At 52.1% G+C, this 12,483-nt stretch carries 9 protein-coding genes; 1 reads left to right on the top strand and 8 read right to left on the bottom strand.

The features are described from left to right. Positions 1 to 126: 126 nt before the first annotated feature. Genes PG728_RS01985 through PG728_RS01970 form a run of 4 tightly spaced genes read right to left on the bottom strand, consistent with a single transcriptional unit; the run spans position 127 to position 4,281 of the window. A complete protein-coding gene (locus PG728_RS01985) occupies positions 127 to 387 on the bottom strand; it encodes an HPr family phosphocarrier protein (protein WP_270625479.1) in 261 nt (86 codons plus the stop codon). Positions 388 to 423: 36 nt separating this feature from the next. Beyond that, the gene (locus PG728_RS01980) at positions 424 to 2,517 is read right to left on the bottom strand and encodes a PTS fructose transporter subunit IIABC (protein ID WP_270625476.1); all 2,094 of its coding nucleotides are present in this window, start codon (positions 2,515 to 2,517) and stop codon (positions 424 to 426) included. Positions 2,518 to 2,542: 25 nt separating this feature from the next. After that, positions 2,543 to 3,514: a 1-phosphofructokinase family hexose kinase gene (locus PG728_RS01975; protein ID WP_270625474.1), complete on the bottom strand. Its 972-nt coding sequence runs from the start codon at positions 3,512 to 3,514 to the stop codon at positions 2,543 to 2,545. Then, positions 3,511 to 4,281, bottom strand: coding sequence for a DeoR/GlpR family DNA-binding transcription regulator (locus PG728_RS01970; RefSeq protein ID WP_270625473.1), 771 nt, complete (start codon positions 4,279 to 4,281; stop codon positions 3,511 to 3,513). The genes PG728_RS01975 and PG728_RS01970 overlap by 4 nt, the downstream gene beginning before the upstream one ends. A gap of 231 nt (positions 4,282 to 4,512) precedes the next feature. On the opposite strand from PG728_RS01970, the gene ptsP reads away from it, so the two are divergent. Beyond that, positions 4,513 to 6,183 carry a phosphoenolpyruvate--protein phosphotransferase gene (gene ptsP / locus PG728_RS01965; RefSeq protein WP_270625472.1) on the top strand — a complete coding sequence of 557 codons (1,671 nt, stop codon included), beginning with the start codon at positions 4,513 to 4,515 and terminating at the stop codon, positions 6,181 to 6,183. Between the two features lie 227 nt (positions 6,184 to 6,410). Here ptsP and PG728_RS01960 read toward each other — a convergent pair whose 3' ends face one another. Genes PG728_RS01960 through PG728_RS01945 form a run of 4 tightly spaced genes read right to left on the bottom strand, consistent with a single transcriptional unit; the run spans position 6,411 to position 12,482 of the window. Beyond that, the gene (locus PG728_RS01960) at positions 6,411 to 7,115 is read right to left on the bottom strand and encodes an FHA domain-containing protein (protein ID WP_072509321.1); all 705 of its coding nucleotides are present in this window, start codon (positions 7,113 to 7,115) and stop codon (positions 6,411 to 6,413) included. A gap of 39 nt (positions 7,116 to 7,154) precedes the next feature. Then, a complete protein-coding gene (locus PG728_RS01955) occupies positions 7,155 to 8,609 on the bottom strand; it encodes a serine/threonine-protein kinase (RefSeq protein WP_270625469.1) in 1,455 nt (484 codons plus the stop codon). Next, the gene (locus tag PG728_RS01950) at positions 8,590 to 11,235 is read right to left on the bottom strand and encodes a transglutaminase-like domain-containing protein (protein ID WP_270625468.1); all 2,646 of its coding nucleotides are present in this window, start codon (positions 11,233 to 11,235) and stop codon (positions 8,590 to 8,592) included. The genes PG728_RS01955 and PG728_RS01950 overlap by 20 nt, the downstream gene beginning before the upstream one ends. Further along, positions 11,232 to 12,482 (bottom strand): DUF58 domain-containing protein, encoded by a 1,251-nt coding sequence (locus PG728_RS01945; RefSeq protein ID WP_270625466.1) that lies wholly within the window; start codon positions 12,480 to 12,482, stop codon positions 11,232 to 11,234. The genes PG728_RS01950 and PG728_RS01945 overlap by 4 nt, the downstream gene beginning before the upstream one ends. Position 12,483: the final 1 nt, after the last annotated feature.

Below are 12,483 nucleotides of genomic sequence, written 5' to 3'. Positions count from 1 at the left end.
AGTGCTCCTTGCCTATTACGGATAATGTTCCTCTAGGGTATCGCGCGGCGCACCAAGTATTTAATCCCCCGCTAGGTCAGCTAGCGCCGGGTGAAAATACCCTGCTAGAAAAACCGGTTATCGGTGCTACTCGGAATCTAGGTCTTTTTCAATCAGTTCCGCAATAACTGTTACTGCCTGTTCGTTTTCGCTTTCTACAGTGACCTCGCAACCACATTCGGCACCGAGCGTCATAATCAGCATCATCGATGATGCGTCAATGGGGCCTTCTTCGGCAGTGGCTAAAGTGATTTCCTCATCAAATTCGCCAGCCTTTTCCGCAACAATAGCCGCGGGGCGTGCATGTAAACCTACCGAAGATCCAACTTTTACAGTTTTGGAAGCCATTTTGTTTCTACCTTTCTTCAAACCTTTTTCACTATACTAAACTCTTGACTTTTTGCTGGGGTTTTTGCGCATCATCTTTGCAAAAGTTACCCCGATAGCAGCCACGATTACTCCCATTACCAGTGCAAGTAGCGCCCCAATAATGTTGTCGTAGGCGAAAAGGACGAAGATTCCGCCATGCGGAGCTCGGCACTGCACCCCTAAAAGCATTGACAATGCGCCGGTGACCGCTCCTCCCGCCATCATTGAGGGGATTACCCGCAAGGGGTCGGCGGCAGCAAAAGGAATCGCGCCCTCAGAAATAAAAGATAAACCTAATAGCCAAGCTGCTTTACCATTTTGCTGTTCCGCAGGGGAATAAAGTTTAGGACGCAGCGTGGACGAAAGCGCCAGCGCCAACGGTGGAACCATGCCGCTTAGCATTACTGCTGCCATAAATTCATAAGCACCGCCAGTGGCTTGGGATAATCCCGCCGTACCCACCAGGTAGGCTGCTTTGTTTACCGGACCGCCCAAATCGAAGCACATCATCAATCCGATAACGATACCCAGCAAAATCGCAGAAGAACCCCCCATAGAGTTCAACCATTTTTGCAGCGCGCTCATTAAAGCCGCCAGTGGGCGTCCCAGCAGTAATAGCATTAACAGTCCCATCAGTAAGGAAGCTACCAGAGGTACGATTGCTACCGGCATTAAACCGGCTAACCAACGCGGGCATTTTAGGGTAGATAGCCAGTTGGCGATAAGACCGGCGATAATCCCAGTCACCAGCCCTCCGATAAATCCAGCTCCTAGCGCTACCGAGATTGCTCCCCCGATAAAACCAGGGGCAATTCCGGGTCGTCCCGCTAATCCGAAAGCTATGTAACCTGATAGGGCTGGCACCAGGAAACTCATTCCGGTTTGCCCCAGGTAGGTAAGCAATGCTCCCATGTACAGCGGGAATCCGGCACGGGAAGTGATTATATTACCCTCGAATGGCCCGTTCGAGGGTAAATTCCACAGGGAGAAGTTCAGAGAAATATCTTGGGCCAGTCCCGCAACGTCATAACCGCCAATTAGGAAACCGAGTGCAATCAGTAACCCTCCGGCCGCCACGAAGGGAATCATATATGACACCCCTGCCATTACCGCTTTTTGGATTCGCTGTCCCCAGTTCAAGGTTTTCGCTGGTTCTGCGGGTTGCGCGACAGGCTTTGACCTAGCATTTGGGTCTTTCTTTTTTGCCATTACTTCGCTAATTAGTTTGCCAGGATTGTTGATTGCGGCTTTAACTCCCACATCAACAACCGGCAGATGCTCGAATCGCTCCGGCATCTGTATACTCACGTCATGGGCAAAAATCACCCCGGCAGCTGCGGCAATTAGGGCGGAATCTAGGCGGTCAATATGCCCCGATCCTTGCGCCTCTACATATACCGGAATTCCCAGTTCTTTACCTTTGTTAATCAGGGAGTCTGCCGCCATATAGGTGTGGGCAATCCCGGTGGGGCAAGAAGTAACTGCTACCAGATATTTTTCCTGGTCAGGAGAGTCTCTTTCATCTTTTTTGTCCGTTTTTTCCGCACTTGCCGCTTTGGAAGTAATAGGCGATTTTGATTCCGGCATAGCCGACGCATCTTTAGTAGTTGGGGACGCCTTGGTGACAGCGCCCGCCGCAGCGGCGGGGGCAGCGGGCGGAGACACTACCTCCATAATGATTTGCGCTGCCTGTTGCGCAGATTCGACAGAGCGCAAACCAGCTAAGAAATCCTTATCTACCAGTTTGCGTGCTAGTTTTTGCAGCAGTTTCAAATGAGCTTGTCCTTGCCCCTCAGCAGCGGCAATCATGAAAACTAAATCTGCTGGTCCGTCCTTAGCCCCAAAATCCACTGGTTCTTTAAGCCGGGCAAACGCAAGCGAGCCAACTGTTACCGCCTTTGAGCGGCAGTGAGGAATCGCGATTCCACCGGGCATACCGGTGACGGATTGAGCTTCCCTGGACATCAGGTCATTAATTAAACCGGTTTCTGTAGCACGCCCACTGGCAGCGATTTTACGGGCGAGCGCGGTTATCACCTGGTCTTTATCTGTCCCCAGCGGTTCATCTAAGCTAACTAGCTGCGGGATTATCAACTTTTGCTCTTCCATGATTCTCCTTAAATGGGGTAAGCGTTTATAGGCTGAGTTTGGTTATCGCGACTTGTTCGGGATGAATTTCTTCTGGCCGAGGTGGCTGCGTTCCTTCTTTGGTGCAGGCAGCAGCCCCGTAGGCTAAAGCCCTAGCTAAGCATTCTTCGGGGGGTCGCCCTGCCATTTGCGCCAAGATATAGCCTGCTAGAGCCGAATCGCCAGCTCCAACTGTTGAACGTACCGGGACATCGGGGCTACTTCCATGCCACGCGCCCTCGCCGGTGATTAGGATGGCTCCAGCTTTACCCAAGGTTGCGAGCACTGCCCCTACCCCGCGTTCACTAAGCTCTTTAGCTTTTCGCGCCACCGGCAATAAATCACCGCTGGCGGCAGCGTTTTCCAGTTCAGCTCCGTTGCCTCCCAGCAGCTCGGCAAGTTCAAAAGAGTTCGGTTTCATCAAATCTACCCTTACGGTTCCCAGGGCTTTCCCGAGGGCGCGTAAAGGGCTCCCAGAGGTATCGAGCGCGAACCGTCCGGGGCAAGTTTCCATTTCCTTTAGACAGGTGAGGTAAAAATCATCCGGCAAGCCGGGCGGTAAAGACCCGGAAAGCACCACCCAGTCTCCGTCCTCTAAATCTCTAGCCTGTTCTTTAAGCGCCCCCAGCAGCGATTTTTGCTGCCCGGGGGTAAGCCTTGGCCCCGCTTCATTTATTTTGGTGGTTTGCCCCCTGCCATCAATGATTGTGAGGTTAGTACGCACCGCTTCGGAAATATCGGTGCTCACATACGGCAGTTTTACCTGGTCTAAAAGCCCTAGAATCGGGTCTTGAGGGCAGGCGGGCAATACACAGCGAACCGCAGCCAAAGCCTCTTGGGCTACCCGTGCCACATTTATTCCTTTACCTCCCACGTCAGTGTGGGTCGAGGTGATGCGATGAACATTCCCCGGCACTAGGGTCTGCGCCAGGTTTAAGGTTTTATCCAAACTAGAGTTTGCACTCAGGGTAATAATCATGCCAAAAACACTTTCTTCGCTAGTTTTTCCAAGTCTTTACCGGCGATTTCCTTTAGGCGTTTATCGGAAATCAGGATTTCGATTTCCTCGGGACTAGCGAATTGAACAGTAGCGGTATATCCATATTTATCGGAGTCCGCTAGCATCAGGCAGCGATTACTGCTTTGCACCATTGCCCGTTTTACCGCGGCTTCTTCGAGGTCAGCAGTAGTATATCCATCCAGAGGATCCATTCCGTTTGTGCCGAGAATGGTTAAATCGGGGTGAATCGCGCGCACGGACTGCACGGCCAGCGCCCCTACAGTTGCCAGGGTGGACTCACGCAACATCCCCCCAATCAAATGTATTTTCAGGTTACGAGTGGCCGCTCCTATTGCGGACGCGATTGCCGCAGAGTTGGTTACTACCAGCAAATCTGCGCGATCTGGCAGGAGCTTAGCAAAATAGGCGGTCGAAGAGCCGGCATCTATGAAAACCGTAAATGCGCCCTCGGGAATATAGCTGAGGGCGCGCTGAGCGATTTGCTGCTTTTGCTCGCTGTTGATTTTCATTCGTTCTGCCAATTGGGATTCGGCAATCTCGCGAGTTGTAACCGCTCCCCCGTAAACCCGTTTAGCTTTGCCTTGCTCAGCTAGAATATCGAGGTCGCGGCGAATGGTTTCGTCCGATACTTCAAAACGATTAGCCAGGTCCCGCATAGACACTTGCCCAAATTGCGCTAGCGTTTGTTCAATCTGTAAGCGCCGCCCTCCGCTGTGAACCGGCATCTTCGCCCTCCCCTTAACGCCAAAAAGATATTCCAAAAACGGAAACAACATAAACATTCTAGGTAAGACCCCAAGCAAAAACAAGAGATTTTAGTGAGTTTATTTCAGGTTTTTGTGGGTTTTTACCCCTCTTTTTGTGGTTTATTATGGTTTACCTGCAAGCTTTCTTGAAAAAATAACTCAATCATGAAACACTTATTTCAATTGAACCGACCTCAGCGAGGAGGACAAATGTCTACAGAAAACACGATTTATGGAACACCGGTAGTAAATGGTCTAGCCTATGGGCCAGTCGCCTGGGTTAGCCGTTTTGAAATCCCCAAACTAGATTCCACAATCATTTCTCTAGACAAACGCGAAGACGAGATTCAGCGCTACACCCAAGCCGCAGAAACTGTCTCCTCGCGATTACGCGAACGCTCCAAGGAAACCGTAGGTAGCGCCTCGGATGTACTTGCCGCCCAGGCAGAGCTTTCTCGCGACCCAGGATTCAAGAAAATGGTAGTCGGCGCGATTAAAAAAGGGACTCCCGCCCCGGTCGCCGTAGTCACCACCACCGAAATGTTTTGTGGAATGTTCGAGAAAGCCGGCGGGTTAATGGCAGAACGCACCACCGACCTTAATGATCTTTGTCAGCGGGTTGTCGCTGAGCTTTTAGGAGAACCCGAACCGGGACTACCCCGACTAAGCGAGCCATCGGTACTATTTGCCGATGATTTAGCCCCCGCAGACACCGCCGGATTAAACCCGGAAGAAATCTTAGCTTTAGTAACCGAACAGGGCGGCCCGACCTCCCATACCTCTATCATTGCTCGCCAACTAGGCATCCCCTGCATAGTTGCAGCGCGACAGCTACATGAAATCCCGCAAGGCGAATCAGTATTCATCGATGCCTCTTTAGGAAGCATCACCACCGGAATAACCCCGCAGGTGGCTAGACCCAAAGTTGAAGCCGATTTGCGCGCTCGGGAAGCTATCCGAAACTGGTCAGGCCCTGCCCGTCTAGCCAGTGGCGAAGCGGTCGAATTACTGGCTAACGTACAGGACGGAGAGGGCGCGAAGAAAGCCGCTGCGGGATATGCACAGGGAGTGGGACTTTTCCGCACCGAGCTCTGTTTCCTCGATTCAGCTAAAGAGCCCACCACCAGCCAACAAGCCGATATTTATTCGCAAGTATTTTCAGCTTTCCCGGATAAAAAAGTGGTTACTCGCACCCTAGATGCCGGTTCGGACAAACCAATTTCTTGGGCAACTCTAGATGCAGAACCCAATCCGGCACTGGGGGTAAGGGGCCTGAGAACCACCGGCATTGACCAGGAGCTTTTCACCCGCCAATTAGACGCGATTTCCCAGGCTGCCCTAGAACACACGGGGAAAAATTGGGTAATGGTTCCTATGGTTTCCACCCTTACCGAGGCGAAATGGGTAGCGAAACTAATTAGAGAACGGAATCTAACTGCCGGAATTATGGTAGAAGTTCCGGCAGTCGCAATTATGATTGACCAGTTCCTAGCGGAAGTTGATTTCGTCTCGATCGGCACTAACGACCTCACCCAATACGTGATGGCCGCCGACAGAATGAACGCTAACCTCGCAACCTACACTGACCCCTGGCAACCAGCAGTTTTAACCCTGATTTCCCGGGTTGCTAAAGCGGGACAGCGACTTGGAAAACCGGTAGGAGTATGCGGGGAGGCAGCGGCCGACCCGATTTTAGCCTGTGTCCTAATCGGTATGGGGGTCACTTCCCTATCTATGGCTGCTTCCGCCATTCCGGGGGTGGGTGCCCAGCTAGAGCAAGTAACCAAAGAACAGTGCGAAAATGCCGCCCACGAAATACTGACGGCACTTGATGGCGGAGATGCCCGCGCAAAGGTACGCAAATCCCTAGGTATTGATTAGTTTCTAAAGAGGGTACACAGCTTTCTTGAACCCTAGGCTTAGCAGCGCCTGGGGTTCAAGTATTTCCCCTAAACCTCAGTACTAGCAGCGTTCACAACTGTACCTATTGGCGCTACCAGAGGGCAGCATCAACGGGAAACATATCGAAAGATAATGACCAACAAGGCACTAGCAGCTTCCCTAAACGGAATAAACAGGAGTTAGCGCATAGAGCAGTATTTCGGATTTTAGTATCCGGCGGGAGCAGTCCCAATCGACAGATATTGCCCCTCTCCAACATCTACAATATCGCCTGGTTGCAGCACTATCGGACAGGCAGGATCAATCGCATGAGTTTGCCCGCCGCGACGCAAACGGGTACCGTTTACCGACTCTAAATCCTTCAGGGAGGGGTTTCCACCCCCATCAATATAAAGCAAACAGTGGCTACGAGAAATCTGTTTTGCCGGGCTGGGAACCGTCATAGCTTGTGCCTGCGGATAGGACGAGGTTGCGACCTCGGGACGGCGACCGACCACAATCGCATTATCTAAAATCATGGACTGCCCTTGCCCCGAGGTAACCGTGTAGTTAAAACTAGGACGGCTTTGCTGCTCAACCCCATATTGAGCTTGCCCATAGTCTGCTGGTTGCTGATAGGAAGCCGGGGGATTAAATTCTGGCTGTTGATAGGGGGGCTGCGATTCAAGCGCCGGTTGCTGGTAACCGGTCATTCCTTGCGGAGAATATCCGGGATACTCCGGAGCAGCCGGTTGCTGGTCGTAGGGATTTGCATAACCGGAACTAAACTGCTGCCCATAGGGGTTAGGATTCATTGGCATTTGCCCTGAAGGAGCCGCCTCGGGCATCCCATAGATACCGCTGGGCGGAACATAACCGGCATTAGCGTTACCTGACTGGTTTGGGTAGTACTGGTAAGGGTTGTTATCCATATCTTTTCCTCCATAACCAAGGGGCAGCTTTGCTCTTGCCTATTGACACCAGTCTACCCCAGGTGAGCTTTTTCCATCTAAGCTAACCGCGAATACCTTTACACACCATTTCCCATTCTTGGCTTTCAACGCGATTTTTGCTTCCGAGACATTATAGTTACCGGTATTTTTTCCATCTACGCTCTCTTGCACCTGGTAGGAGGCAGGAGTGTCGCCTTTCCCAGGTTTCCAACTCAAAACTGTTTGCCCATCATTTCTCGCCTTTGCCGTTAGGTCGCTCACTGGAGGCACTTCCTCAACAATTCCGTCCTCGGGCGACGCGGTAATCAACGGGGCACTTGAACTGTTGGTATTTTTGACTGAAGTAGTCCCGGATTTCAGATAGTATGCCACCCCGGCTCCGGTCCCGGTCACCAGTACAAAGCCAGCAATTATTGCCAGGACGATTCGGCGCCAACTTGTTTTAGGAGCACCCACTAGCGAACGAGACAGCGCCAAAGAAGAACCGCTCCCCACGATTAGAGGACTGTCTCGATGCCCCGAACCAGCTGACCCTGCCGTTTCTTGAAAACCGAATCCACTACCTTTCAAGCGGGTAGCATCTGCATCGGTACTGACCTGCGCCAAAGTAGGATTAGCGCTAGCAATATCCATACTGGTAGGTGGAAGATTTAGGCGATGCTGGGCATCTTGAAGCGCCTGACCTAAATCGGCGGCGCTCTTAGGTCGCTGCCCGGGGTCTTTTTCCAGCGCCCAAGCCAATATTTCACGAATCGGAGAAACCAGTTGCGGAGCATCTAGCCGAGGAGGAAGGCTCAAAATCCGCCGCGTGAGCGCATTGGCAGAGTTATCTTCTCCGGGTATCTCAAAGGGACTGCGACCGGTCAAAAGCGAATGCATAGTTGCAGCTAGAGAATAAATATCGGTAGCGGCAGCGGCACAAGAGTTCTCGTCATGTTGTTCTGGCGGCGCCCAAGGTACTGACAGTCCTAAAACATCGCGGTGAAGTACCGGTTTACCTAAAGGCAGAGCTAAGCCAAAATCTGATAATACCGGGGTTGAGAATTCAGAAATTAGTACATTCGCCGGTTTAATGTCACGATGTACCAAACCGGCTCGATGTACCGTTTCTAAAGCACCTGCCAAGCGAATCGTGGTGTCTAGGGCTTGTTCCGCTGACAGCGGGTATCTGCGAACCCTTTGCGAAAGATTTGCTACCGGACAGTATTGCAACACCAGATAAGGGCGTCCATCAGGAAGTTTACCGGTTTGATAGAGGGAGAGGATTGCCGGATGAGCGCTGGTTAGCGCCAAAGAGTCAGCTTCGGTTGCAAAAACTTGTCTGCCTTCTCGGCTTCCAAGTTCCCGCAGCACTTTGATAGCAACTTTACGTTCGGGGCGCTTTTGTCGATACAGGTAGACATCAGCGAATCCCCCTCTGCCCAGCAGGGACTGCATACTAAATCCGGGAATACTAGGGGGAGTTTGGTTCATGATTATCCCCTTTCTTGAAGATGGTTTCCTCCCCGCTGCTAACTTCCTGCACCCCGCGGGTAAAGTCTAGGGTATTTCCTATTTCAAAGGTCTGTACTGTTGCCAGGTGAGTCTCGTCCTCTACGCCCTCTCCCCCAGTTAGCTTGGGCGAGACAGCCAGGCTAGTGCTATCACTAAAATCTATCCCCACCTCAGGTAACCCTACTTTTGAAAGCCTGGTGGCTTCCGTAAATACGGTGTTGGATCCAGCAGAAACCACCTCGGTTTGACCGGTGGAGGGAGCAAGAGGCGTACGTAGCTGCCGGTATTCCTGCTGGGTTAATCCTAGGGAGAGGCTAGGTAGATAGATTTCTTTGCGGGGAGTAAACATTCGTCCTATTGCGGGGGCGTTTGCCAGTTTCTTGCCCAGGTGACCACGTATAAACCGGTTATAGAGCGAGGACGGGCGAATCGCCGCCACCAGTGCTTTCCCTTTTCCAGCTGCCGCTTTCCAGCTGACGGTTAGCTGTTTAACCAATTTCCATGCCCAATCTGGGTCAAGTCCTTCTGCCTGATCGGGTCCATAATCCAAAAAGTCAGCAATCCCCGCTAACTCCCGCGCGCCCGACTGCGGTTTCTCTTTATTCATTGCCCCTAAATAGGTGTCTATTATCCAGGCGGCTTCTTGTCGGGTAGTCCCCGCTGGGAGGCGAATTCCCCTATCGCGGAAGCGGTCAATTATTTCTTCCCACGCACCTTTAAGCCGTCTAGCAGGTTCTTTAGCTTTTCGACGCCGATGGGCGCGATACCATTTAGCTATTAAAACTGCCAGGATTGGGGACAGCAGCAGTAACAGCCAGGAACCATATTTTGCGACTTGTACCAGCGCCTCTAATATCTGCATACCAGTAGAGGGGTTATCGGCGTGCGCCTGTTTTTCCACGTGAGGCAACACCGGCGGGGTGGCTGGCGGAGGCGGAGGCTGCAACACCTGCGGCTTGGGAACTGATTTTGGTTGCGGCTGGTCGGTGCGGGGAACTCGCTCCCTAGGAGGTGTGGGGTCGAACGTTATCCACCCCACCTCCTTAAACTTCACTTCCACCCAGGCATGAACGTTATCCCCTTTGAGTTCTAGGTTTCCACCGGCTTTTTTATCTGCCGGGTAGGCTCCGAGCACCACCCGCGCCGGAGCCCCGAAAGACCTCACCATTAGTGCCATTGCTACCGCGTATTGTTCATCGTCACCGATTAGTTGCTGCCCTTGAAAAAACTGCGCCATACGGGAGGCACGGTGTCCTGGTCTAGACAGCCCATCGGAGCCGTCAGAATAGAATCCTTGCCCCGAAAGGTAAGACTCCACGTTGCGCACCTTTTGTAAAGGCGTGGTCGCCCTCGCAGTTAGCTGGTTGTTTAGCTCAATTACTTCGGTAGGGATCGCTTCGTCCTTTCCTTGCGCAATAGTGTCAAATTCCAGACCGGAAATCCGAGCATCACTGGGGTTAAGGTCGCGCGAAAATCTGAGGTGATAGGACATACCGGCAGCATTAGAAGCTGCGAAAGCAGAGCGTAGCGACTGTGAATAATAGATAACCGGTTTGCTTTGCCCACTAACTGTTATAGAACTCGCATTCCCCAGCAGCGGAACCCAGGGTTGATCATAATTAACCAATTTGACCTGGGCGTTTGCTCCAGGCGTAACCTCTTTATCTAAAACTGAATCTACCTGAACAAATTGGGCGTTTAAGTTGGGATCAATTTTGAAAACCGTACCGTCATAAGCGTTCATGGTGGCAAAACGCATTCGACTTCCCGCCGGATAGTTCTTCACTTCGGCAATAGTTTTGTCTTTCCAGTCACGGGAAAGATGTCTAAAGGAAGCTAGCGGGGAAATGAAATCTTCCAGGTCTACCGGCGGGAGGACGTGGCTGCGCAACACTTCGCGGTTTCCGCGTTCGCTTACCCCAGCCAAAGTCCCCGCTACCAGGCAGACCGATAGGGTAAGGGCCATAATCACTAGCGGGCGGGTAATAGTATTTTTCTTGCTAACTCCCGCTAGCTGAACCCGGCGAGAACGCGCTTTGGTGGCAGAAGTGGTCACTAGGGCGCACCATAGCAGCGCAAAGAGGAAGTAGCCTCCCCCTGCCCAGGGCGCGCCAGGTACTAGAATCCCACCCCAGGCAATTGCCACTACAAGCGCCGTAGTGGCAGGCAGCAGAGCTAGCCAAGGCCTGCGTGACATAGCGGCTAATCCCGCTAAAAATGCGGTTAAGAGGCAGGTCATAAAGGGGAGTACTGCCGTTCCGCCCGCAGGAGTTAGCGGCAGGGAGGCAGTTAAGGAATCTCGCCAACTCGTAACGGTAGCGGTGACCAGCACTTCCAAACCGGATAATGTGGGGTAAAACTTACGTCCTTGTGGGTCGGTAGCAGCCAAAGTGGGGCCAAAAGCCAAGAACACCCCTAACATTAGGGTGGTAGTGGAGATTATTCCTAAATGCCAACGGCGACTAACCACACAAACCCCGCAGCCCAGGATGACCCCGCCGCTTGCCGCTATGGTTCCGGTAAAGCCCAGGAAAGACAGCGAGAATAGAAAACAGGGAACGATAAAAAGCACGAGAGAGCTGATAGCTAAAACACTTCTCTTCACAGGCTCATCACCCCGTTTAGGGCGCGCGGCAGCTGAGAAAGCTCTCCGATGTTTAGCAGTCGGCGAGAGCTCGCTTCTCTTCTAGTCAAGGCAGCGCCATCATCTGCACGAATACCGGTAGTTGCCATATCCACTGGGGGAAGTAAACAGATTTGTTGTAGGCGGCGCATAGATATTCCAGGTCCACAAATCAGGGAACATACCGAAGATTGAGCTTCATGGGCGAGTGCCCAACGAACCACTTGGATAAACTCTTGCTCATTTTCTCGCATCTGAACTTCAGTTAGAAAATCTAATGCCGCCCCGGAACTAGCCACCTTAAACCCGGTTTTACCGGCATAAAGAGTTAGGGGCTGTCCATTTGACAGCGAAGAGACGGCCAGTGAGGCTGCGGCTTCAACCGCCAATTCAAAATCGTCTTGCTGATAGTCCTTCGGGTTTAAATCTAAAACAATTAAATGATGAGAGCGTCTAGTCTCTAGGTATTGACGTAGCATTAGCTCACCGGTATGAGCGGTCATTTTCCAGTGAATATGGCGGCGGTCATCCCCACTTTCATAGGGGCGCAGCGCATGGAATACCGCATCCGAACTGGTTATTACTGAGGAGGCTACCCCCTCCATATCTCGGGTATATCCACTCAAAGTACCTAAAGCCGAGGTGAAGTTGGGATACACGTACACTTCATGGTGCTGCCTCCAGGTACGAACCCGCCGAATCAGCCCTAAAACGTCTTGCCGTACCGTCCTAGCAGGGCCAACCAGAATTTTTTCTCGCCGTTTAGTTTGTAACTGGAAGCTGCGGGTAAAACTCTTGCCCGCCCTCAGGGTTGGCAGAGGGATATCGACCTCTTCATCTCCCAGCGGCAACTCGATAGTTAGGGCACGTAGCGAACGGCGACCGTCATTTTTCGCAATCACCCTACCTATTAGCTCTTGTCCTTTTCTTAAGCGGTCTTGCTCTACTTTTACCTGTAAAGACAAATCTGCTCCACCCCAGGTTTGTAATATCGCCAACCCTAGGGCTCCCAGAGCCCCAAACATTATTGCCGCTGCCTCTGCCCAATCCCATAACAGATAGGCAGGTAGGCTTACTACTCCCCCCAGGAATACTAGCCACCCTAAACCGGTCAGCGGAACTTTGCGCACCGCAGCCAGGTAGCTACGTGAGCGCACCCTATTCCAGGCTTTATTTCCGCTTTTCACCGCATTTTTTAGCGCGGTAGTAGTGTCCAGGGGAACTTTCATT

This window comes from Varibaculum timonense, from assembly GCF_027694345.1.
Lineage (GTDB): Bacteria > Actinomycetota > Actinomycetes > Actinomycetales > Actinomycetaceae > Varibaculum > Varibaculum timonense_A.
The sequence above is the reverse complement of the archived record's forward strand: the minus strand, read 5'-3'. Positions and strand labels throughout refer to the sequence as shown.

Excerpts from the sequence above, each read along its gene's own strand:
- ptsP (WP_270625472.1), top strand. The coding sequence starts at position 4,513 with ATGTCTACAGAAAACACGATTTATGGAACACCGGTAGTAAATGGTCTA.
- PG728_RS01955 (WP_270625469.1), bottom strand. The coding sequence starts at position 8,609 with ATGAACCAAACTCCCCCTAGTATTCCCGGATTTAGTATGCAGTCCCTG.
- PG728_RS01980 (WP_270625476.1), bottom strand. The coding sequence starts at position 2,517 with ATGGAAGAGCAAAAGTTGATAATCCCGCAGCTAGTTAGCTTAGATGAA.
- PG728_RS01960 (WP_072509321.1), bottom strand. The coding sequence starts at position 7,115 with ATGGATAACAACCCTTACCAGTACTACCCAAACCAGTCAGGTAACGCT.
- PG728_RS01970 (WP_270625473.1), bottom strand. The coding sequence starts at position 4,281 with ATGCCGGTTCACAGCGGAGGGCGGCGCTTACAGATTGAACAAACGCTA.
- PG728_RS01975 (WP_270625474.1), bottom strand. The coding sequence starts at position 3,514 with ATGATTATTACCCTGAGTGCAAACTCTAGTTTGGATAAAACCTTAAAC.
- PG728_RS01945 (WP_270625466.1), bottom strand. The coding sequence starts at position 12,482 with ATGAAAGTTCCCCTGGACACTACTACCGCGCTAAAAAATGCGGTGAAA.
- PG728_RS01985 (WP_270625479.1), bottom strand. The coding sequence starts at position 387 with ATGGCTTCCAAAACTGTAAAAGTTGGATCTTCGGTAGGTTTACATGCA.